This window comes from Stenotrophomonas sp. STEN046, assembly GCF_056759755.1.
Genome location: NZ_JBRRDR010000023.1, coordinates 1 through 20,860 on the forward strand (window position 1 = coordinate 1; position 20,860 = coordinate 20,860).

The 20,860-nt window shown below is 67.1% G+C and carries 18 protein-coding genes; 5 read left to right on the forward strand and 13 right to left on the reverse strand.

Annotation, left to right across the window (positions count from 1 at the left end):
- Window positions 1-109: 109 nt before the first annotated feature.
- On the reverse strand, window positions 110-2,083 hold the full coding sequence (locus ACVOLJ_RS12065; RefSeq protein WP_481564219.1) for a lytic transglycosylase domain-containing protein: 1,974 nt from the start codon (window positions 2,081-2,083) through the stop codon (window positions 110-112).
- Between the two features lie 163 nt (window positions 2,084-2,246).
- On the opposite strand from ACVOLJ_RS12065, the gene ACVOLJ_RS12070 reads away from it, so the two are divergent.
- Both ACVOLJ_RS12070 and ACVOLJ_RS12075 read left to right on the forward strand, forming a co-directional pair.
- Window positions 2,247-2,654: an ExbD/TolR family protein gene (locus ACVOLJ_RS12070; RefSeq protein WP_475278289.1), complete on the forward strand. Its 408-nt coding sequence runs from the start codon at window positions 2,247-2,249 to the stop codon at window positions 2,652-2,654.
- Window positions 2,655-2,924: 270 nt separating this feature from the next.
- Window positions 2,925-5,789 carry a TonB-dependent receptor plug domain-containing protein gene (locus ACVOLJ_RS12075; RefSeq protein ID WP_481564220.1) on the forward strand — a complete coding sequence of 955 codons (2,865 nt, stop codon included), beginning with the start codon at window positions 2,925-2,927 and terminating at the stop codon, window positions 5,787-5,789.
- Between the two features lie 108 nt (window positions 5,790-5,897).
- Here the strand turns inward: ACVOLJ_RS12075 and ACVOLJ_RS12080 are convergent, their stop codons facing one another.
- The 4 genes from ACVOLJ_RS12080 to ACVOLJ_RS12095 all read right to left on the reverse strand — a co-directional run bounded on the left by ACVOLJ_RS12080 (window position 5,898) and on the right by ACVOLJ_RS12095 (window position 9,804).
- Window positions 5,898-6,263 carry a hypothetical protein gene (locus tag ACVOLJ_RS12080; protein ID WP_475278287.1) on the reverse strand — a complete coding sequence of 122 codons (366 nt, stop codon included), beginning with the start codon at window positions 6,261-6,263 and terminating at the stop codon, window positions 5,898-5,900.
- Between the two features lie 154 nt (window positions 6,264-6,417).
- Window positions 6,418-8,577, reverse strand: a complete 2,160-nt coding sequence (gene fhuE / locus ACVOLJ_RS12085) for a ferric-rhodotorulic acid/ferric-coprogen receptor FhuE (RefSeq protein ID WP_481564221.1) — start codon at window positions 8,575-8,577, stop codon at window positions 6,418-6,420.
- A 205-nt stretch (window positions 8,578-8,782) separates the two neighbouring features.
- On the reverse strand, window positions 8,783-9,334 hold the full coding sequence (locus ACVOLJ_RS12090; RefSeq protein WP_481564222.1) for a M23 family metallopeptidase: 552 nt from the start codon (window positions 9,332-9,334) through the stop codon (window positions 8,783-8,785).
- Window positions 9,331-9,804 (reverse strand): Lrp/AsnC family transcriptional regulator, encoded by a 474-nt coding sequence (locus ACVOLJ_RS12095; protein WP_481564223.1) that lies wholly within the window; start codon window positions 9,802-9,804, stop codon window positions 9,331-9,333. The genes ACVOLJ_RS12090 and ACVOLJ_RS12095 overlap by 4 nt, the downstream gene beginning before the upstream one ends.
- A 72-nt stretch (window positions 9,805-9,876) precedes the next feature.
- Here ACVOLJ_RS12095 and ACVOLJ_RS12100 point away from each other — a divergent pair, with 72 nt between their 5' ends.
- Window positions 9,877-10,752, forward strand: coding sequence for an EamA family transporter (locus tag ACVOLJ_RS12100; RefSeq protein ID WP_481564224.1), 876 nt, complete (start codon window positions 9,877-9,879; stop codon window positions 10,750-10,752).
- 58 nt (window positions 10,753-10,810) lie between these two features.
- Here ACVOLJ_RS12100 and ACVOLJ_RS12105 read toward each other — a convergent pair whose 3' ends face one another.
- The 4 genes from ACVOLJ_RS12105 to ACVOLJ_RS12120 all read right to left on the reverse strand — a co-directional run bounded on the left by ACVOLJ_RS12105 (window position 10,811) and on the right by ACVOLJ_RS12120 (window position 14,077).
- A complete protein-coding gene (locus ACVOLJ_RS12105) occupies window positions 10,811-11,548 on the reverse strand; it encodes an endonuclease/exonuclease/phosphatase family protein (protein ID WP_475278282.1) in 738 nt (245 codons plus the stop codon).
- Window positions 11,549-11,600: 52 nt separating this feature from the next.
- The gene (locus ACVOLJ_RS12110) at window positions 11,601-12,416 is read right to left on the reverse strand and encodes a thiol:disulfide interchange protein DsbA/DsbL (RefSeq protein ID WP_481564225.1); all 816 of its coding nucleotides are present in this window, start codon (window positions 12,414-12,416) and stop codon (window positions 11,601-11,603) included.
- A 106-nt stretch (window positions 12,417-12,522) separates the two neighbouring features.
- Window positions 12,523-13,170: a thiol:disulfide interchange protein DsbA/DsbL gene (locus ACVOLJ_RS12115; RefSeq protein WP_481564226.1), complete on the reverse strand. Its 648-nt coding sequence runs from the start codon at window positions 13,168-13,170 to the stop codon at window positions 12,523-12,525.
- A gap of 106 nt (window positions 13,171-13,276) precedes the next feature.
- A complete protein-coding gene (locus ACVOLJ_RS12120; protein ID WP_475278279.1) occupies window positions 13,277-14,077 on the reverse strand; it encodes a c-type cytochrome in 801 nt (266 codons plus the stop codon).
- Window positions 14,078-14,233: 156 nt separating this feature from the next.
- On the opposite strand from ACVOLJ_RS12120, the gene yihA reads away from it, so the two are divergent.
- Complete coding sequence (gene yihA, locus ACVOLJ_RS12125; protein WP_475278278.1) at window positions 14,234-14,836, forward strand: ribosome biogenesis GTP-binding protein YihA/YsxC; 603 nt, start codon at window positions 14,234-14,236, stop codon at window positions 14,834-14,836.
- 102 nt (window positions 14,837-14,938) lie between these two features.
- Here yihA and ACVOLJ_RS12130 read toward each other — a convergent pair whose 3' ends face one another.
- The 3 genes from ACVOLJ_RS12130 to ACVOLJ_RS12140 form a co-directional block, all read right to left on the reverse strand.
- Window positions 14,939-15,910, reverse strand: coding sequence for an MBL fold metallo-hydrolase (locus ACVOLJ_RS12130; RefSeq protein ID WP_475278277.1), 972 nt, complete (start codon window positions 15,908-15,910; stop codon window positions 14,939-14,941).
- 541 nt (window positions 15,911-16,451) lie between these two features.
- Window positions 16,452-17,276 carry a helix-turn-helix transcriptional regulator gene (locus tag ACVOLJ_RS12135; protein ID WP_481564227.1) on the reverse strand — a complete coding sequence of 275 codons (825 nt, stop codon included), beginning with the start codon at window positions 17,274-17,276 and terminating at the stop codon, window positions 16,452-16,454.
- Complete coding sequence (locus tag ACVOLJ_RS12140; RefSeq protein ID WP_475278275.1) at window positions 17,276-17,977, reverse strand: VIT1/CCC1 transporter family protein; 702 nt, start codon at window positions 17,975-17,977, stop codon at window positions 17,276-17,278. The genes ACVOLJ_RS12135 and ACVOLJ_RS12140 overlap by 1 nt, the downstream gene beginning before the upstream one ends.
- Before the next feature lie 152 nt (window positions 17,978-18,129).
- Between ACVOLJ_RS12140 and ACVOLJ_RS12145 the strand changes: the two genes are divergently transcribed.
- Window positions 18,130-19,494: a glutamate--cysteine ligase gene (locus tag ACVOLJ_RS12145; RefSeq protein WP_481564228.1), complete on the forward strand. Its 1,365-nt coding sequence runs from the start codon at window positions 18,130-18,132 to the stop codon at window positions 19,492-19,494.
- A 39-nt stretch (window positions 19,495-19,533) separates the two neighbouring features.
- On the opposite strand, the gene ACVOLJ_RS12150 is transcribed toward ACVOLJ_RS12145, so the two are convergent.
- Window positions 19,534-20,790: an NnrS family protein gene (locus ACVOLJ_RS12150; protein ID WP_481564229.1), complete on the reverse strand. Its 1,257-nt coding sequence runs from the start codon at window positions 20,788-20,790 to the stop codon at window positions 19,534-19,536.
- Window positions 20,791-20,860: the final 70 nt, after the last annotated feature.

Consider the following 20,860-nt stretch of genomic DNA (forward strand, 5'->3'; position numbering starts at 1 on the left):
CGAAATTCAAGCTCTACTGGCGGGCAGGATCACCTGGCCCCCCCGGCCAAAGCCGGGCGTACCAGCGGGTGCGCGCCGGGAATGGCCCGGCGTTACCGTCACCGGGGGATCAATCCCCGCCCTGGTCGGCGTTGGCCGCACAGGTGAAGGCCTTGCGCTTGTCCACCAGACGGCCCATCAGGCGATCGCTCAGCGGCAAGGCATCGCCGTTGAGGCGCCAGTCGTAGATAACGCTGAAGGCCAGCACGCGGGCTACGTACTCGCGCGTTTCCTTGTAGCTGATGGTCTCGATCCACAGGTCCGGATCAAAGCCCGGGCGCTGGGTCTGCCAGCGTGCGGTCGGGGTCGGGCCGGCGTTGTAGGCGGCGATGGTCACATAGGGCAGGCCGTCGTACTTGTTCATCAGCTGCCGCAGGTAGGCGCTGCCGATGGCGATGTTGGTGTCCGGGTCGTACAGGCTGTCGGCACCGCCATAGCCGGTCAGGCCGATCGACCTGGCCACGCCGGCACCGGTGGCCGGCAGCACCTGCATCAGGCCCATGGCGTTGGCAGGCGAACGCGCGCGTGGGCTGAACACACTTTCCGCACGGATCTCAGCGGCCACCCAGGCCGGGTCCAATGCGTTGCGTGCCGACTCGCGGCGGATCGTGGCGTCGTGGTGCAGCGGGAAGCGCAGATCGTACAGGCGCTGTTCCTGCGGCTGCTTGCCGAGCGAGAACACCGCACGGTCGAACCAGCCGTTGTCCTGTGCCACGCGCACCGCCAGGCGGCGCTGGGTGTCATCGAAGCGCGACAGCGCGCTGTTCCATTCGGCCACGGCCCAACCGGCGCGGTCGATCTGGTACAGCGCCATCGCGCGCTGGATGGCCGGGTCGCGCGCCACCACGGCCTGCGCCTGCGCGCTGTCGTTGGGCTTCCAGGGACAGAGCGTATAGGGCTGCTGCACCTTGTCGGCGGCCAGGAAGCCGTGGAACGTGGGCGCGCGTGCGGCCTCGCGGAACAAAGCCTGGGCCTGCTGCGCCTGGCCGGTCTTTTCCAGCATGCGGCCTTCGAAATAGCGCCAGCGCGAATCGTTGCGCTGGGTCGGGCCCATCTTGCGGATCGCGGCCAGCGTCGCCGGCCAATCGCCACGCGACATCGCTTCGCGTGCGCGCCATTCGTGCAGGCGCTCGTCGTAGGCCGAGTCAGGCACGGCATTCAAGCGACGCGCCGAGTCGGGCAGGTAGGACGCCACCGTCCACAGCGCGATCTGGTAACGCACCTGGGCCTGCTGTTCGGCACTGAGGCCGAGCGCCTGCGCGTACTGCGGCAGCTGCTGTTCGGTGGCACCGGGGTCGGCCTTGGCCAGCTTGGCCAGGCCATCAGTGGCGATGCGCCGGCTGCGTTCGTTGCGCGGCCAGTTCAGGGCGCTGGCATTGGGCTTGTCGACGAAGGCGGCATAGGTGCTGGCCTGGGCCAGATCGGCGGCCGGCAGGCCACGCGCCGCCGAACGCATCACCGCCGGTTGCTGTGCATCGGCGGCGGCATCGATGCGTTCCCAGCGCAGCGCGTCGCTCATGCCACCCTGGGCCTGCAGCACGGCGAACACCGCGTCGCAGCCATCGGGCAGCGATTTGCCGTTCTTGCGCCACAGATCCTGGGCTTCACCGATCCACTGCGGATCCACCTTGCCGGTGGCCTGGCGCGCGGTCAGCTGTGCGCAGCGCAGGCCAACGTTGTCGGTGGGAACCCAATTGGCCAGCAGCGTCGGCCAGTCCTGCCGGCGCGCGACAGAGGGCAGCCACGCGCTGCGGAAACTGTTGGCCACGGCCTGGCCCTGGTAGCGCTTGAGGAACGCCTGCGCCTGCGCGGTATCGACGCTGTCGATGTTGCGGCGCAGGTTGGCGAACTCCAACCAGCCATAGGCGGGATGGCGGCTGAGCGCAGCGGCCTGGCCGGGATCGAACTGGCCGCGTTCGGCGGCCGCGATGGCTGCCTTCAACTGGGCGTTCTGGGCATCGAGGGACTGGGCACTCGCGCAGCCGATCAGCAGCGTGGTGGCCAGCGGGAGCAGGGACAGGGCGGTCGAAGATCGTCGGGTCATGCCGCCAGCATAGCGGGCACTGGCTGAATTCAGTTTCGCGCGACGTGCACGGATGCCGATGGCAACCACAGCTGAATGACAACCGGATCTGCACTGCCGCCACACGCACTGGCCGGCGTAAGTTCGGTCTCAGGGCAACCGGCCCTGCTGCAGGGAGCGGCACATGGCGTTCAGTAGCGCAGGAAGAAGCGGTCCACTGGCAGACATCAATGTCACGCCACTGGTGGATGTCATGCTGGTGCTGTTGATCATCTTCATCGTGACCGCGCCGATGCTGTCACGGCCGATCAACGTGCAGTTGCCGCAGGCGACCGATCGTGTGGTCGAACGCCCCGAACCGCCGCCGCCGATCGAGTTGCGCCTGGATGCGTCCAGCCAGCTGAGCTGGGACGGCCAGCCGATGGCGATGGCCGATCTGCAGTCACGGTTGCAGGCACAGGCCAGCACCCACGCCGGCAATCTGCCGGAGCTGCGCATCAGCACCGACCCGTCTGCCGAGTACCAGGGCATGGCGCGGATTCTCGCGGCGGCCGAGGCGACCGGCATGGAGCGCATCGCCTTCGTGCAGTGATGGATGCAGCGTGCGGCCTTCCTGCGGGAGGGCCGCACGCGCGTCTCGCAGGGCACCACCCGACGCTGGTCGAAGGGATGTTGTCGTTCTCGCATCTCGGTAAATGCGGCGCTATTTGACGCGATCAGCTTTCAGATTCGTCAAATCTGCGTGAATTGGTGTCGGTGGTCACGCCACGCCTTTTACCGTTTGTTTACAAAGGAGACGCTGCCGCCGTGCAGGGAGGCGGCGCGGCAGTCATATCCCGACATTCCTTTGGAGAGAGAGCGAATGAATCATCTGCACCACCGCCCCCTGGCGGTTGCCGTCGCGCTGTGCGTGACCGCCCTGGCACCGCTGGGTGCTGCTGCCCAGTCGGCCACCACCGATCTGGACCGCGTGGAAGTCACCGGTACCCGCATCAAACGGGCCGAAGTGGAAGGCCAGGTGCCGGTCCAGACCCTCAACCGTGCCGATATCGAACGCACCGGCCTGACCTCGATCGGTGAAGTGCTGCAACAGCTCACCGGGTCGGGCTCTGCGCTCAATGCCAAGTTCAATTCCTCCGGCAACTTCGGTTTCCCGCCCGATGGCAGCGGTGTGGGTGCGGGCTCTGCGCAGGTGGACCTGCGTCATCTCGGCGCCAAGCGTGTGCTGGTGCTGGTGGATGGCATCCGCTGGGTCAACGAATCGTCGGCGTCGGGCGTGGGTTCGGCCACCGACCTCAACACCATTCCGCTGGCCATCGTCGAGCGCATTGAAGTGCTGGAAGACGGTGCGTCGTCGCTGTACGGCTCCGATGCGATCGCCGGTGTGGTCAACATCATCACCCGCCGCGATTTCGATGGTGGCCAGGTAACGATGAACTACGGCCAGTACGGCAAGGGCGACGGCACGCAGAAGGGCGTGGACCTGGCCTGGGGCAAGAGCGGCGACCGCTACAGCCTGTTCCTGGGCGCCAGCTGGACCAAGCAGGACCCGGTGTATGCCAAGGACCGCGAGCAGTCGCGCTTTCCCATTCCCGGCACCGGCCTGGCCTTCGGCAGCGGCGGCATTCCGCAGGGGCGCTTCGCCTTCGTGGACCCCAACACGGGGGCCGAGCAGGACATCGTGCCCAATACCGGCGTGGGCAGCCCACGTTACGACGGCAGCGCCGGTTGCAACCGCACCGACGATTACCACTGCTTCACCAGCGCCGACCGCTTCAACTTCGCCGAATACAACATGGTGCTGACGCCGTCGGAGCGTAAGGGCCTGTTCGGTCAGTTCCGCTTCGACATCACCGACAACGTGCAGTGGTACGTCAAGGCGCTGGGCAACCGCCGCGAGTCGACCAACCAGGCCGGCCCGGAGCCGCTGTTCTTCGGCCCTGATGGCGCGACCGGTAATCCGCTGGCCGACAACATCGTGGTCTCGGCACTGAACCCGTACAACCCGTTCGGCTTCGACCTGGTGTCGTCGGGCAACATGAGCCTGATCGGCCGTCGCCCGGTGGAAGGTGGCGCGCGGGTGTTCGAACAGCAGGTCGATACCACGTACTTCGCCACCGGCCTGGTCGGCAATTTCCAGGCCGCCGACCGCAGCTGGTACTGGGACGTCAACGGCATGTACAGCAAGAACAAGGCCGAACAGACCAACTACGGCAGCTACAACATCTACAACGTCAACATGGCACTGGGTGATCCGGCCGTGTGCGCGGCCACGCCCGGCTGTGTGCCGCTGAACATCTTCGGCGGGGTCGGTTCGATCACCCCGGACATGCTGAAGTGGATCCAGCCGGTGGTGCGCGACCGCAGCCAGAACGAGCTGAGCCTGTTCACCGCCAACCTGTCCAGCGATCTGTTCACCCTGCCGGCCGGCCCGGTGTCCTTCGCCACCGGCCTTGAACACCGCAAGTACAAAGGCTCCTACCAGCCTGACCCGCTGACGGTGATCGGCCACTACAACGGCGTACCGTCACAGCCGACGTCCGGCTCCTACGATGTCAATGAAGCGTATCTGGAGCTGAGCGTGCCGATCTTCGCCGACTCGGCACTGGGCAAGAAGCTGGACCTGAGCCTGGCCGGCCGCTACTCGGATTACTCCACCTTCGGTGGCGAGTTCACGCCCAAGTACGGCCTGCGCTGGCAGGTGACCGATGACTTCGTGCTGCGTACCACCTATGCCGAAGGCTTCCGCGCGCCTTCGATCGGCGAGCTGTACGGCTCGGCCGCGCGCGCCGACCTGCAGTTGTTCGACCCGTGCTCGATCGGCCTGGGTGGCACACCGCCGCGTGGCAGCGCTGCAAACTGCGCTGCATTGGGCGTGCCCAACGGCTTCCAGCAGGCCAACTCGCAGATCTCGGTGACCACCGGCGGCAACCGCGAGCTGGATCCGGAACGCTCACGCAGCTTCAGCGCCGGCTTCGTATGGAGCCCGTGGTTCGGCAATGATGCCTCGTGGTCGGAGCGCTTCGACGTGGAAGTGACGTTCTACCGCCACAACATCGATGGCGCGATCCAGGCGATCAACGCGCAGACCCAGCTGGACCTGTGCGTGGACACGCTGGACCCGGTCTACTGCGACGGCATCACCCGCGCCAGCACCGGTGCGGTCAGCAGCTTCAACAACCGCCTGACCAACCTGGGCTCGATCAAGACCGATGGCTGGGATGTGGACCTGTTCTGGACGTTGCCGCAGAGTTCGATCGGCCAGTTCAAGCTGGGCTGGAAGAACACCTTCGTCGGCCGCTATGAGGCCACTGGCGCAGCAGGCCAGCGCCAGCCACAGAAGCCCGGTGTGGAAGTGGCCGACAGCTCGATTCCGGAATGGACCAGCAATGCCAGCATCGGCTGGACGCTGGACAACTGGAGCGCGAACTGGACGGTACGGCATATCTCCGAACTGACCGAAGACTGCGGTGACGCGGTGGCGTTCCCGGTGTGCAGCAACCAGGCCGCCGGCACCAATACCCTGTCGGCCACCACCTTCCACGACATGCAGGTGGGCTACAAGATCGACTGGATGAAGGGGCTGCAGCTGACCGCCGGCCTGAACAACGTGTTCGACAAGGATCCGCCGATCTGCCTGTCGTGCTCGTTGAACGGCTACGACGCCTCGACCTACGACATCCCGCGTGGCCGTTACTGGTACCTGCGCGCGGACCTGCGGTTCTGATGTGATGTGATGCGATCACCGGTGCCGGATTATTCCGGCACCGGTGCCAGCGCCGGGCCACGCGCGATTGCGCAAGGTAGCGCCGGGCCATGCCCGGCGAACATGTGCCTACACCACCGGCGGTGCCGGAGCGTCTTTCTCGCCGAACGGATCGCGCACCCGCGGGTAGCGGTGCCACAGGCACAGGTAGACAGCGAACACGATGCCCGGCAGAACGAACACGGCGAAGATCAGGAACTTCGGCACGGGCAGCATCCATGCGACGGCCAGGAACGTGCCGACCCAGACCCAGGTGCGGTGCACAGGCACATTGCGGATCCAGCCGATCGTCATCCATGCCAGGATCGGCCAGGCCAGTACGCTGGCGGCAAACAGGCAGGAAAGAAGTCCCGCGCCCCAGTCGCGCAGCGCGGCATGGGGCAACCCGTGCAGGGCATCCGGCAGGTTCTGCAACAGGCCCAGCAACATTGTCACGTGCATCACCAACGCCGGTGCGCACAGCGCCCCTATCAGCAGGGAAACCAAGCTTCGTGCGAGTGGTGACATGCAGCCTTCCTGGCAGACGAGGCCCTGCAGCATAGCCGGATCGGGTACGGCAGGCGCCGGGGGATGCCCGGCGCCGTCTGCATCAGAACGACCAAGTGAAGGTCAGCGAGCCATTGCGGCCATCGCCGTAGGCACCGTAGCCATTGATCTGCGAGAGGTACGTCTTGTCCAGCAGGTTGTTGAGGTTGGCTTGCACGCTGAACTCCGGCGAGATGCGGTAGCGCACGAAGGCACTGACCAGCGCATAGCCACTCTGTTCAATGCGACCGTAGACCGGCACCGGGTAGTAGATGCGGTTCTGCCAGTTGGCGCCGCCACCCACGGTCAGCGCCTGCAGCGACTGCGGGGTGTAGCTGGTGAACAGCTTCAGCGCGGTCTGCGGCAGGTTGGTGTTGATGTCGGCATCGCTGGCATCCTTGGCCACGTAGCGTGAGGCGCCGAAGGTGGCGTTCCAGCCCGGTGCCAGCTCACCGTTCAACTCGAACTCGAAGCCGCGGCTGACCGTACCGCGTGCGGCGCGGTAGGCGAATTCGTTCTGGCTGCCGGGCACCGGCTCGCCGGTGATCTGGCCGACGTTGTCCTGCTCGATGCGGAACACCGCCAGCGAGGCGTTCAGGCGGTTGTCGAACCAGGCGCCCTTGACGCCCACTTCGTAGCTCTTGCCATCGACCGGGTCCAGGTAGCTGCCGTTGCGGTCCTTCAGCGTTTGCGGCTGGAAGATCTCGGTGTAGCTGGCGTAGGTCGAGTACGTGTCATTGATGTCGAACACCAGGCCGGCATAGGGCGTGGTTTCCTTGTGCGAACGGTCGGCGCCTTCGCCCTCGCTCTTCCAGTCGGTGTAGCGCGCGCCGATGATCAGCTTCAGCGGATCGGCCAGCGACAGGCGGGCGGCCACGTAACCGGCCTTCTGGGTGATGGTGCCTTCGCTGGCCAGCGCCAGTGGGTTCCAGTTCGGTTCGGCGATGTTGCCGGTCCAGTTGAGGTAGCTGGCAAACGGGTTCCACGGCAGGCCAGCGCCGCCCACTTGGTAGTCACCGTAGTTGGCGTAGTCGCGCTTGTTGTAGCTCAGGCCGGCCATCAGCTGGTGTTCGCGGCCGAACAGCCGGAACGGCCCGTCGACATAGCCATCGACGCCGGTCACCTTGCGCTCGGTGTTGTAGAAACCGGCCGACGGCGAGATGCCGGCGCCGGTGGTCTTGTCGAAGTTCGAGGCACCCGTGGTCCAGTCGTTGTAGGCCGGGTAGAACAGCTTGTCGTCGGCCTTGGTCTCGTCATGGGTGGCGCCGATCTTGAACTTCCAGCCGTTGCTGAAGGCGTGCTGCAACGTGGCGAACGCGCGCTTGCTGGTGGTATCCCAGTAGGTCCAGTCCGGGCTGGCGTTGAACGATTTGTCGTAGCCGGTCGCGCTGCCGTCGGAGAACAGCATCGGGAAGCCGCCCCAGGTGGCGCCGTTGGCGCGCTTCTGCTGGTAGTCGTAGCCCACGCTCAGCTGCGTGTCCGGGGTCAGGTCGGCATCGATCACCACATAGCCCAGCGTCTTGTGCTGGTTGTAGCGGTCCATCTGCGCGTCGGTGTCCAGGTAGCTGCCGATCACCCGGCCGCGTACCGTGCCGCTCGCGTTGAGCGCGCTGCCCACGTCCACGGTGGTGCGGGTGCGGCCCCAGCTGCCCACGTTCACCGATACGCTGCCGGCCAGCTCGGCGCTGTCGGCGTGCTTGCGGATCAGGTTCACCGATGCCGACGGGTTGCCGGCGCCGCTGAGCAGGCCGGTGGCACCACGCACCACTTCCACGCGGTCGTACAACGCCAGGTCCAGGCCGGAGTCCCCATAGCTCCAGTTCTGCACCATCTGCGTGGGCAGGCCGTCGAACTGGTAGCTGTCGATGTAGAAACCGCGCGCGTAGAACTCGGTGCGCTCGCTGTCGGACTGGGTGCTGGTCACGCCGGTGGTGTTGGCCAGCACATCGATGATGTCGTCCAGGTTCTGATCTTCGATGCGCTGGTGGCTGATGATGCTGACCGACTGCGGGATCTCGCGCGGCGCAAGGTCGAAGCGGGTGCCGGCCGAGGTGCGGCGTACCGAGTAGCCTTCGGCGCGCTCGCCCTTCACTACCACCTTGTCGAGCGTGGTCGGGTCGGCAGCGGTTTCAGCGAAGGCCATCGGGGTGACAGCGCAGAGGGCAGCGAGCACGGCAATGGAGAGCCGCTGCGGCTGCAGGGGACGGAAGGCGGGACGGATCATGGGGGTTCCTGGACGGGCGCGTGCGTTCGGCCGGCCGGCATCCAGGGTGGCGTGGCGCAATGGAAAAGGAGGGCGGGCAAGCCGTCCTGGCGCCACCGGAAACGAAAGGAATGGTAATACGAACTATTCCTATTTACAAATCATGAACGTGCTGGCAGTTCCCGTGGGCAGCCCCTGGGCATGGCTCGGCCCTGCGGGGCAGGGGTCAGCGCAACAGTGGCAGCGGGTCGCGGGCGCCGTCCGCGCCGTAGATGCCCCAATGCAGGTGCGGCGGCGTGCCCTTGGCGTTGCCACTGTCACCGACATGGCCGAGCAGGTCGCCGGCCTGGACCACCTGGCCGCGTGCAAGGCCTTCGGCCCAGCTATCAAGATGCGCGTAGTAGTAGCGCTCGCGCCCGGGGCCGATCACCCAGACCTGGCGCCCGCCGAGCCCGCGTTCGCTCACATCGGCGATGACGCCTGCGGTAACGCTGCGGACGGGCGTGCCGCGCTTGCCGAAGATGTCGATGCCGGCATGTGTGCGGTCACTGCCGCGCGGGGCACCGAAGGTGTCGGCGATCTGCCGCGGGCGCACCCCATCCACGGGCACGGGCAGCTCGGTGGCCGGTGGCATGCGTCCCAGCGCCCACAGCATCTTCGGGGCCGCCGCCCACGGGCTGTTCCACAGGGAGAGCGCGGCGATGCCAGCGGCCAGCAGCAGTGCGGCGGACAGCAGCCAGCGGCGCAGGCGTCGGGCAGGGGAGGGCGGTGTGGTCATGCCAGCGGCACCGCGAAGCTGCGCTTCAGCGTGCCCAGCGCCACCGAGGTGCGAAAGCGCTCGATGTTGTCATCGCCACCGAACAGGCGCTCGGTGATCGCTTCGTATTCCTCCATCGAGGCCGCCGAAAGCAACAGCAGGAAATCGCCGTCGCCGGTGATCGAGTAGCACTGCTGCACGGCCGGGTCGTCCTGCACCCGGCGCCTGAACGGTGCCACGCGTTCGCGCTGCTCGCTGACCACGCGCACCTCGACGATGATGGTCAATGGCCGGCCGACCTTGGCGGCATCGATCACGGCCACATTGGCAGCAATCACGCCGCCGTCCTGCAGGCGCTTGATGCGCCGTTGCACGGCCGCCGTGGACAGGTGCACGGCTTCGGCGATCTGGCGTTGCGGCAGGGTGTTGTCCTGCTGCAGCAGGGCCAGGATGGCGCGGTCGAAGCTGTCCAGCACGGGGGCGGTGGCCATGGTGAGCAGAAGTTGCACGGACGGGCTGTCAATTGAGCCAAGTGCTCGCCGCCGGCGCAATAGACTTGCGGCATGCAGACTTCTCGAATCGCGCCGATGTTGCCGGCGCTGGCGGTGCTCGGCTCGGTCACCGCGCTGGCCATCGGTACTTCCTACGCCAAGCAGTTGTTCCCGTTGATCGGTGCGCAGGGCACCAGTGCGCTGCGGGTGGGCTTCTCGGCGCTGTTGCTGCTGCTGTTCTGGCGGCCGTGGCGCTGGAAAACCAGCCGCGTGGATGCGATCACCATCCTGCGGTATGGCCTGACCCTGGGCCTGATGAACCTGCTGTTCTACATGGCGCTGCGCACCATCCCGTTCGGCATTGCGGTGGCCATCGAGTTCACCGGGCCGTTGACGGTGGCGATGCTGTCTTCGCGGCGGCCGATCGACTTCCTGTGGGTGGGCTGCGCGGCGGTGGGGCTGATGTTGCTGCTGCCGATCGGTGGCGGCCCGGCGCTGGATCCGGCAGGCGTGCTGTATGCGATGGGCGCGGCTGCGTGCTGGGGGCTGTACATCGTGTTCGGCAAGCGCGCCGGCCATCTGCACGCCGGGCATTCGGTGTCGCTGGGGCTGCTGGCCGCATCGCTGGTGGTGGTGCCGGTGGGCGTGGTGCATGCCGGGGCCGCACTGCTGGAACCGAAGATCCTGCTGGCCGGGCTGCTGGTGGCGCTGGTATCGAGCGCGATCCCGATGTCACTGGAGATGATGGCGCTCAAGCGCCTGCCGAAGGAGACCTTCGGCATCCTGATCAGCATGGAACCGGCGGTGGCCGCGCTGTGGGCGATGCTGCTGCTGCACGAGCACCTGCATGGCCTGCAGTGGGTGGCGATCGGCTGCACGGTGCTGGCCTCGGTGGGCAGCACGATGACCGCGCGACGGCAGAAGGTGCCGGTGGTGCAGGCGGGGTAGGGCGTGCGGACCAACGGTCCGCACCCACCAGAGCGGCGGGCCAACCTACCAGGAGCGGTCAGCGCAGGGCGTCGGCGGGGACGTCGATCTGCATCGCCAGGGCGAGGTGATCGGAAAATGCCGCCGGCACTGCTTCCACGGCGCGGGTCTGCAGGCCGCTGCTGACCAGGATGTGGTCGATGGCGCGATCCGGGCGCCAGCTGGGGAAGGTCGGCACGATGCAGCCGGGCGGCTGCAGCCGGGTCTTCTGGTAAAGCACCTGCATTTCCGGGCGTTCGGCCAGGCAGTTGAAATCGCCCATCAGTACGGCGTTGGGATGGTCGGACAACAGCTCGGCAATGAAACCGAGCTGCGCCATCCGTGACCCGGCACCCAGCGACAGGTGCGCCACCGCCACCGCCAGGCCATCGGTGCCATCACCGAACTTGGCCAGCAGCACACCGCGCCCACCGATGCGGCCGGGCAGGGCATGATCCTGCACTTCCACCGGTTCGAGCTTGCTCAGCAGGCCATTGGCGCTGGAGGCGACTCCGCCCATGCGCCGGTTCGGCTGGTGGCTCCAGTAATTGAAGCCGGCACGCTGGGCCAGGTAATGGGTCTGGTTGGTGAAGCCCGAGCGCAGGCTGCCCGGGTCGGCCTCCTGCAGGCCGACGATGTCATGACCACGCGCCAAGGTGGCAATCGCGTCAAGGCTGCTGCGCTTGCGACCCGCCGGCAGCGCATGTGACCAGCTGCGGGTCACATAGTCGCTGTAGCGGCGGGTACTTGAGCCGGCCTGGATATTGGCCGTCAGCAAGCGCAGGGTCCGTGTGTGGGGGGAAGTCACGGCCGGGAAAACGTCTCTTTGATCAGTGAGCCTGGGCCACGCCGCGTTCGCGGGCGATCAGGTGGTCGGCGATGCGCAGCATGTCCGGGAAGCTCTTGCCCTTCACCAGGTACTTGCCGTTGACGATGATCGACGGGGTGCCGCTGATCTGGCTGCGCTGGGCGAACTGCTTGGCCGAGCTGGTCTTGGCGTTGACCGCGAAGCTGCCCATGGTGGAGGCGAACTGCTTGGGATCCACGCCGTAAGCGCCGTAGAACTTGGCGATGTCGTCGACCGAATCGGCGCCGCGCTCACCCTTCAGGGTCTTCTGCGAGTGGATGGCCGCGTACAGGGCTTCGTGGGTCTTTTCCTGCACGCCCAGGGTCTGCGCGGCGTAGAAGGCACGGGCGTAGTTGTCCCAGGTGCCGCCGAACATGGCCGGTACGTAGACGAAGTTCACATCGCTCGGCAGGCCGGCCTTCCACGGGCCAACCAGCGGCTGGAAGGCGGCACAGGCCGGGCAGACGTAACCGAAGATCTCGGCCACTTCCACCTTGCCGGTGGCCGGCTGGAACGGCTGGCCGTTCGGGATCAGCTGGTAATCGGCGCCTTCCACCGGGGCCGGACCGGTCAGCGCGGCCGTGGTCGGCGCCGGCGCGGTTTCAGCCGCAGCCTTGTCGCCTTCGGCAGCCGGTGCGGCCGCGTCGGTACCCGCCGCCGGCGTCGTCGGCTCGGTGGCGGCCGGGGTAGCGGCCGGTTCAGCCGGGGCGGCGGTGTTGGTGGTGCCGTCGTCGGCCTTGCAGGCCGCCAGGATCGGCAGCAGCGCTGCCAGTGCGAGTGCGGCGAAACGGGTATTCATGGAAACGTCTCCAGCATCTGGAAAGGTGGGGCCGGCGTCAGGCGCCGGCCAGAGGGAAATGATGACATGCGGCGGCGACAGCGCCGTGTCGGTGGTGGGCGTTGGTTCAGCGGCCGCCGGCGGCGCGGGCCTGGGCAATCAGCGCCGAGGCAATGCGCAGCTGGTCGTCGAAGCTGTTGCCGCGGACCAGGTACTGGCCGTTGATGATGATGGCCGGGGTGCCCGGCACCTGCGTGCGCTGGGCGAAGGCACGGGCGGCATCGACCTTCTTCTGCACCGCATCGCCGCGCAGGGCCAGGGTGTAGCGTTCGGCGGTCACGCCGTAGGCCTTGTAGAAGTTGGCCAGTTCATCGGCAGAGACGTTCTGCATCGGCAGCGTGCCGTCTTCATGCAGGGCCTTGAACACGGCACCGTGGCTGCGCTTGGCCACGCCGACTTCGTCGGCGGCGTAGTAGGCCAGTGCCCAGGAATCCCAGACGCCACCGAAGGCGGCCGGCACCGGGGTGAAGCGGACGTCGGCGGGCAGCTTGGCGGCCCAGGCGGCCAGCTGCGGTTCGAAATGGGCGCAATGCGGGCAGGTGTACCCGAACACTTCGACCACTTCGATCTTGCCGGCCAGCGGCTGGAACGGGCCGGGCTTGGCGATGCGCTCGTAGTCTTTGCCCTCGACCAGCGGGGCGTTGGCGGGGGCAGCACACGCCGCCAGCGGCAGCAGCACCAGCAGGGACAGCAACAGGCGGGGAATCAACCTCATCGACACGCATCTCCGTTGAAAATGACAACGCCGGCGCAGCCGCCGGCGTGAAGGGAACATACCGCAGCAACGGGTCGCCGTGGCGACCCGGGCCGACCAGTGGCGGTCAGGGGGCGGCAGCCGGTCGCGTGGAAGCGACCTCGGCAGCCAGGTCGTCGGCCTTGTTGTGCAGGCCCTGCAGGTAGCTGGAAAGGGCCTGGACTTCCTGTTCGGTGAGCTTCTGCGCGACCGCCGCCATGATCTGGAAGTGCGCCTTGTCGGTCTCGTTGGTCTGCCCTGCCTGGTATTCCTGCAGGCGACGGGCGACATAGCTGGCGTGCTGGCCACCGATGTGCGGATAGGCCGGGCCGGGATTGCCGGCGCCACTGGGGCCGTGGCACGCCATGCAGGCCGGCAGTCCGCGCTGGGCATCGCCACCGCGGTAGAGCTGCTGGCCGATCTGGTAGAACTTCATGCCCTTGTAGGGGCCTTCGGCCACCAGGCTGTCGTCGGCAATGCCGGCGTTGGCCTTCTGGGTGGAGAAGAACGCGCCGATATCGCGCATGTCCTGCGGGGTAAGGTTCTGCACGAAGGGCACCATCGCCACCGCTGCGCCGGAACTGCGCTGGCCGTTGGCAATCAGTGCCATCTGCTGGGCGACGTAGCGCTCGCTCTGGCCGGCAATGCTGGGATACATCTCCACCGTGGAATTGCCATCGGCCCCATGGCAGGCGGCGCAGGCGGTGGCCTTGGTCTGGCCAGCCTTGACGTCACCCCAGGTGGTCTTGCTGAAATCCACCTCCAGCGAGGCGGTGTTGATTGGCCCGTTGTCAGGCAGCGGGGTCAACGTGGTCTGCGCGAAGGCAGCAGCGGCAACGACAACAGCGGTAGCAAGGGCGGATACGGCAAGAACGCGAGCGTGGCGCATGCTGAAGCTCCGTATGGACCGGCCGGGCGGCGGCGGCCGGCATCGCCCGGATTATCAACGCCGTTTCCGTACACGGTCAACGCAGCAGTGCAGCATTTTCCCGCGGGAAGGCCCCCGGGCCGGGCGCGCGGCGCCGCAACATGCGATCCTATGCACATGTCATTGCTCATCGAACGCGCCCAATACCACCTCTCTGCCCACAACATGGGGCAGCTGCCGCCCGATGAAGGGTCCGAAGTGGCCTTTGCAGGCCGCTCCAACGCCGGCAAGTCCAGTGCCCTCAACGCATTGACCCGCCAGAACAGCCTGGCCCGGGTCTCCAAGACCCCTGGCCGCACCCAGCAGCTGGTGTTCTTCCAGGTGACCCCGGAAGCCCATCTGGTCGATCTGCCCGGTTACGGCTACGCCAAGGTGCCGCTGGACCTGCAGGCGCACTGGCAGGCCTTCATCGACCGCTACTTCCGCACCCGCAATGCCCTGAGGGGCCTGGTGGTGGTGATGGATATCCGCCACCCGCTGAAGGACTACGACCGGCAGATGCTGGCCTATGCCGTGCAGCGTGGCCTGCCGGCGCATGCGCTGCTGACCAAGGCCGACAAGCTGAGCCGCAGCCAGCAGATGCAGACCCTGCAGAAGGTGCGCAAGGAACTGCACTCTTCCTTCGGTGACACGGTCAGCGTGCAGGTGTTCTCCGGTGCCGCCCGTACCGGCGTCGAGGAAGCCCGCGGCATCATCGGTGGTTGGCTGGGGCTGGAATAAGCGCGTCGTTGTGCTCGCCGGGCATGGCCCGGCGCTACCGGAACACCTTTTATCCATCGCCATCGACGGTGGTAGCGCCGGGCTATGCCCGGCGGCGATGCATCACAGCGGCGAGAATTCCGCCGGCACCCACGCATAGGCCGTGCCCTCGCTGCGCACGTGGCCCAGGCCGGGGAACGGCAGATGCGCACCCGCCACCCACCAGCCCTTGGCGGTGGCCTGCTGCAGCAGCGTGCGACGCGCGGCAGTGGCAGCCTTGCGATCCGAATCGGCTTCGAAGGCGGCCTCCGGGTGCGCGAACTGCACCGCGTGGAAGTGCAGCACATCGCCCCACACCAGCAGTGACTGGCCCTGACTGTCGAAGCGGTAGGACACATGCCCCGGCGTGTGGCCGTGGGTATCCATTGCCACCGCGCCCCCGGGCAGGGCCTGGCCGGGCTGGAACGTATGCAGGTGTCCGCCCGCCTGGTAGGGCGCTACGGCATTGCGTGCCAGTGGGAAGGCAAAGCGCACGCCCTGTGGCGCAGTCGCTTCGCTGGCGGGATCCAGCCAGTAATCGGCATCGGCCTTGGACAGCCACAACGTGGCGTTGGGATAGGCCGGCTTGCCCTGCGCGTCGAGCACACCACACAGGTGGTCCGGATGCGCGTGGGTCAGCAGTACGTCATCGATCTCGGCCGGGTCCACGCCCGCCGCGCGCAGGTTGCCCAGCACCTGGCCCAGGCCGGGCCCGAAACACTGCGCGGTACCGGCATCGACCAGGGTCAGATGATTGCCCTGGCGGACAAGAAACGCATTGATGGCGGTCTGCAGCCCCTTCTTGTCCTCGGGTACGTAGCGGCCTTCGAGCAGGCGACTGACCAGCGCCGGCGGCACATCGACCACTTCCTGCCGGCCCAGTGCAACCACACCATCGAACACAGCCGTGACCTGCAGCGCACCCACGCGCTGGTGGTAGACGCCCGGTACCTGCTGGGTGGGGGCGGGCGAGGTGGCTTCGGCTAGCGCGGCCAGCGGCAGCGATGACAGGGCCAGCAGCAGGGCGGCGCGCAGCGGCAGGTGACGCAGTGTCATGGTGGTTCTCGGTGGATGACGGACGATTCCGTTGCTGCACAGCGTGCCGTGGCGTGCGTGCGCGCGGCGCTCAAACCACTACGCGGAATGCTCAATGGGGGTTATTGGCAGGGCTGCGCCCTGCAGCCGCAGAGGCAACAGCAACAGCAACAGCGGCATTCCGTGGGATGGCGGGGTGGGCCCGGTTGCGGGGGACGCCGTAAATACATCCCTGTAGGCTCGGTCGCGCTTGCTCGTGTGCGCGTTCCTGCGCACACGGCAAGACCGGGGTTGGGCGTCCTGCCCAACCCGCCCGAGGCATGCCTCGGGCCCATGGCGCTCACGCCCCCGCAACCGGACCCACCCCGCCTTCGACAGATTTCCGCGATCTGTCGGAAATTTCATTCGATATCTGACAGGTGTGTCGACCAAGGTCGACACCTACCAACAGCCGCCGGAATCTGTCAGAGGTGGGGCGGAACGTACGCTGTTGCTGTTGCTGTTGCTGTTGCTTTGGCTTGGAGCTTCGGCAGGTGCAGGGCGCAGCCCTGCTGAAGAACCCTCAGATATCTGTAGGAGCGAGCCCGTACTGCTCGGCGAAGCGCTTGCTGAAGCTGGCCGCAGACCGGTACCCGGCGCGCGCTGCCACCGTCTTCAACGGCAGATCGGTGGTGTACAGCAGCTGCATGCCATGGGCCAGGCGCGCCTCGGTCAGCAACTGGCGAAGACTGGTGTCCTCGGCCGCCAACCGCCGCCGCAGGGTGGCGCCGCTCAGAGCGAAGTGATCTTCCACATCGCGTGATTGCCAGTCGCGCGCAGGCTCGGCGGCAATGCGGTCGCGGATCTGTTCGCCCAGCGTCGGTGCGTGTGGCAGCAGCAGGTTGCCATGCCCCTGCCGGCACCATCCCAGCACCAGCGTGGCCAGTGCCAGCCGTGCTTCGCTGTAGTGGGCATCCTGCAACGACTGCCGCCAGCTGCGCAGCACCGTGGCGTGATCGCTCAGTGCCTGCCGCGCCAACGCAGGGCCCGCCGCTGGCAACGCATCGCCCCACAACGTGCGCGCGGCGCCCAGCACCTCCGCGCACAGCGGCACGATCGCACTGAGGTAACGACCGGTCAGCGGGTCGGGTGTGTTGACCACATCGATGCGGCAGCGCTGGGTGATCAGCAGGATGTCGCCCGGCACGAAGTGCAGCGACTGGCTCGCAGTGCGTACCTGCTTGCGGCCTTCCAGAAGGATCGCGAACTGCGGTTGTGGAATCTCCACCGAGCTGGCGCCGTGCTCGCGGCGTGCGGTGATGCACGCATAGCCCTCGGCACGCTCGCAGCCGGCCAGGCTGGCCAACTCGGCAAGCAACGCGGTGGTGGGGGGCAGCATCGCCGTCATCAGACGTGCGCCCCCAGCAGTCGCCCGACGCCGGCGGCGGCAGCCATCGCCAATGCGCCCCAGAACATCACCCGCAACGCCCCGCGCAGCGGCGACGCACCGCCGGCACGGGCGGCCATCGCGCCGGTCAGGCACAGGCCAAGCAGGGTGCTGGCGGTGGTGGACAGCATCACCTGCTGGGTGGGTGCCAGCAGCGCGGTAAGGACCGGCAGGGCGGCGCCGCAGGTGAACGCAGCGGCTGAAGCCAGCGCCGCCTGCAGCGGGCGCGCGCGCAGTTCGTCGGTGATGCCCAGTTCGTCGCGTGCATGGGCGCCCAGCGCATCGTGCGCGGTCAGTTGTTCGGCCACCTGGCGTGCCAGCGCCGGTTGCAGGCCCCGGTGGCGGTAGATGGCGGTCAGCTCGTCCAGTTCGCTGTGCGGATCTTCGTGCAGTTCGCGCATTTCCACTGCCAGATCGGCCTGTTCGGTATCAGCCTGGGTCTGCACCGAGACGTACTCGCCGGCAGCCATCGACATCGCGCCGGCCACGGTGCCCGCGACGCCGGTGGCCAGTACCATGCTGGCCGGGGCGCCACTGGCGGCTACGCCCACCACCAGCCCGGCGACCGAGACGATGCCATCGTTGGCGCCCAGTACGGCGGCGCGCAACCAGCCGACGCGGTCGGCCCGGTGCAGTTCGGGATGTCGTGAATGGCGGCTCATGACCGTGAGTGTACGAGGGTCAAGAGGGTGTCGATAGGATGCTGAAACCCGTCACCGTCGCATGCCGTCACCGGCCGCCACGCTATAGTGCGCCCTTGCGATGCAAGGCTCCCAGCCCCACATCCCCTGCCACCGTCCAGCGAGCCACCCCCTTGTCGAGCCCCAGCCACGTCGCCGATACGCCCATTACCGACCGCTCGCAGCTGGTGGCGGAGATCGCCTCCGGCGAGAAGCCCCGCGCGCAGTGGCGCATCGGTACCGAGCACGAGAAGTTCGGGTTCCGCCTGGATGACCTGCGCCCGCCGACCTTCGACGGTGACCGCGGCATCGAGGCGCTGCTCAATGGTCTGGTGCGGTTCGGCTGGGAACCGGTGCAGGAGAACGGCAACACCATCGCCCTGCTGCGCGATGGCGCCTCGGTGACGCTGGAACCGGCCGGTCAGCTGGAACTGTCCGGCGCGGCGCTGGAAACCATCCACCAGACCTGCGTGGAAACCGGAACCCACCTCAATGAGGTGGCACAGGTTGCTGGCGAGTTGCAGCTGGGTTTCCTCGGCATGGGCTTCCAGCCGAAGTGGACGCGCGATGAGATGCCGTGGATGCCCAAGGGCCGCTACAAGATCATGCGTTCCTACATGCCCAAGGTCGGTTCGCTTGGCCTGGACATGATGACCCGCACCTGCACCGTGCAGGTGAATCTGGATTACGCCAGCGAAGCGGACATGGTGAAGAAGTTCCGCGTGTCGCTGGCGCTGCAGCCGATCGCCACGGCGCTGTTTGCCGACTCGCCGTTCACCGAGGGCAAGCCGAACGGCTACCTCAGCTACCGGTCGCACATCTGGACCGATACCGATGCCGACCGCACCGGCATGCTCGACTTCGTGTTCGAGGACGGGTTCGGCTACGAGCGTTACGTTGATTACCTGCTGGACGTGCCGATGTACTTCTCTTACCGCGATGGCATCTACCACGATGCCAGCGGGCAGAGTTTCCGCGATTTCATGCAGGGCAAGCTGCCGGTGCTGCCCGGTGCGCTGCCGACACTGCGCGACTGGTCGGACCACACCACCACCGCATTCCCGGAAGTGCGCCTGAAGAAGTATCTGGAGATGCGTGGCGCCGATGGCGGTCCGTGGAGCCGCCTGTGCGCGCTGCCGGCCTTCTGGGTCGGCCTGCTGTATGACGACACCGCGTTGGATGCAGCGTGGGACCTGGTGCGTGATTTCAGTCTGGTCGAGCGCCATGCACTGCGTGATGGCGTGCCGAAGCACGCGCTGGCGCTGCCGTTCCGCAACGGCACCGTGCGTGACCTGGCGCGCGAAGCGGTGAAGATTTCGGTGGAAGGGCTCAAGCGCCGCGCGGCGCGCAATGCCGATGGCCAGGATGAGAGCAAGTTCCTGGATGTGCTGCAGGAAATCGTCGAGTCCGGCCTGACCCCGGCCGAGCGCAAGCTGGCGCTGTTCCACGGCCGCTGGCACGGCGACGTTGACCCGGTGTTCCGCGAGTTCGCGTACTGATTCGATTGCGGTAGCGCCGGGCCATGCCCGGCGATGCGGTCAGCCCGGCTTGCCATCCCGCCGCGGGCTCAGGTAGATCCAACCCAGACGCACCACCCATGGCGCAAGCGCCAGCAGCCAACCAATGGCGGCGGCGAAATGCCAGGCATAGACGTCCGGCATCAGCTCGGCAACGATGCGCATGATCGCCACCGCCTGCAGCGCGACGAACGCGAACCAGGCCACGGGTGGCATCACCAGCGGTCGCCCCGAATGGCCCTGGGTGACACGGGTAACCATCGCCACCAGCAGGCTGCCGAACAGGCCCACCGCCAGCGCATGCAGCGGCGCACGGCCGAGCAGCTGCGGGTGGCCAAGCAACGGTGCGATGTCCTGCAGCAGGTACAGCGCGAAACTGAGCGGCAACCACGCCAGTGCCAGCAACAAGGCCAACAGCAGGCCGGGCATCGGTCCGCGCGGCCACCAGCGCCATAGCGCCTGGATCGACAGCGCCAGCAGCGGTGCGTCGGCCAGCCATAGCCATACATCGCTCTGCACGGCGATCAGCAGCAGGCGCAGCAGCATCAGCGCCCACATCGCGGCCAGCCAGCGCAGCGGACGCCACGGCACATAGCCGGCCACCACGTTGTTGGCGAAGAACGGAATCATCCGATGCGCGACGGTGAGATAGACCGGCAACAACAGGCCGAACGTTCCCAGCGCCACGTGCACCGGCATCAGCGTGGCATGGCCGCACGCCACGGCGAGGAACAGCAGCAGGCCCAGCCAGCCAAGCAGCAACGCTGCGAAACAGGCGCGCGCATGCCAGTTGCGGTTCGCACCAGCCGCCTTCAATACGCCGCCGAGAACGAACAGGCCGGCAGTCCAGCCGGCCACTGCCAGCAGCAGGCCAGGCCACAGCCCCGCGGACCAGCCGCAGGCGGCGGCAATCAGCAGCGCCTGCCCGCCGAACAGGCCCGCACCGACCGGCGCATAGCAGCGGCGCGGCAGTTCGGGCTGGCCCATCCAGCGCGGAAACACGGTGAGCAGGAAGCCGAAAATGAAGCTGGGCAGCACCAGGTACTGCATCAGCAGGGCGTGCAGCCATGCCGCAGGCAAGGGAGGCGGCTGCGCTACCCACAGCCCACGCAGCGCGCCCAGCCACAGCGCCCACCACAGCATCGCCAGCAGCAGGTTGCCGGCACCAATGAAGAACAGCAGCCGATGCGGCGCACGCATCAGCATCGCGGGGGAAGAAGGGCGGGCCATGCGGCGAGTCTGCGCCCCGCTGGCGGCCGGGTTCTTGACCTTCGTCATTTCCGAAGGGGGGAGGCAACCGCTTCGCTCGCCGGGCCGTGCAACGCAAACGAAAAACCCCGGCCAGGCC

Excerpts from the sequence above, each read along its gene's own strand:
- ACVOLJ_RS12115 (WP_481564226.1), bottom strand. The coding sequence starts at position 13,170 with ATGAGGTTGATTCCCCGCCTGTTGCTGTCCCTGCTGGTGCTGCTGCCG.
- ACVOLJ_RS12065 (WP_481564219.1), bottom strand. The coding sequence starts at position 2,083 with ATGACCCGACGATCTTCGACCGCCCTGTCCCTGCTCCCGCTGGCCACC.
- ACVOLJ_RS12100 (WP_481564224.1), top strand. The coding sequence starts at position 9,877 with ATGCAGACTTCTCGAATCGCGCCGATGTTGCCGGCGCTGGCGGTGCTC.
- ACVOLJ_RS12075 (WP_481564220.1), top strand. The coding sequence starts at position 2,925 with ATGAATCATCTGCACCACCGCCCCCTGGCGGTTGCCGTCGCGCTGTGC.
- ACVOLJ_RS12070 (WP_475278289.1), top strand. The coding sequence starts at position 2,247 with ATGGCGTTCAGTAGCGCAGGAAGAAGCGGTCCACTGGCAGACATCAAT.
- ACVOLJ_RS12120 (WP_475278279.1), bottom strand. The coding sequence starts at position 14,077 with ATGCGCCACGCTCGCGTTCTTGCCGTATCCGCCCTTGCTACCGCTGTT.
- ACVOLJ_RS12095 (WP_481564223.1), bottom strand. The coding sequence starts at position 9,804 with ATGGCCACCGCCCCCGTGCTGGACAGCTTCGACCGCGCCATCCTGGCC.
- fhuE (WP_481564221.1), bottom strand. The coding sequence starts at position 8,577 with ATGATCCGTCCCGCCTTCCGTCCCCTGCAGCCGCAGCGGCTCTCCATT.
- ACVOLJ_RS12150 (WP_481564229.1), bottom strand. The coding sequence starts at position 20,790 with ATGACGAAGGTCAAGAACCCGGCCGCCAGCGGGGCGCAGACTCGCCGC.
- ACVOLJ_RS12135 (WP_481564227.1), bottom strand. The coding sequence starts at position 17,276 with ATGACGGCGATGCTGCCCCCCACCACCGCGTTGCTTGCCGAGTTGGCC.
- ACVOLJ_RS12110 (WP_481564225.1), bottom strand. The coding sequence starts at position 12,416 with ATGAATACCCGTTTCGCCGCACTCGCACTGGCAGCGCTGCTGCCGATC.
- ACVOLJ_RS12090 (WP_481564222.1), bottom strand. The coding sequence starts at position 9,334 with ATGACCACACCGCCCTCCCCTGCCCGACGCCTGCGCCGCTGGCTGCTG.
- ACVOLJ_RS12130 (WP_475278277.1), bottom strand. The coding sequence starts at position 15,910 with ATGACACTGCGTCACCTGCCGCTGCGCGCCGCCCTGCTGCTGGCCCTG.
- yihA (WP_475278278.1), top strand. The coding sequence starts at position 14,234 with ATGTCATTGCTCATCGAACGCGCCCAATACCACCTCTCTGCCCACAAC.
- ACVOLJ_RS12140 (WP_475278275.1), bottom strand. The coding sequence starts at position 17,977 with ATGAGCCGCCATTCACGACATCCCGAACTGCACCGGGCCGACCGCGTC.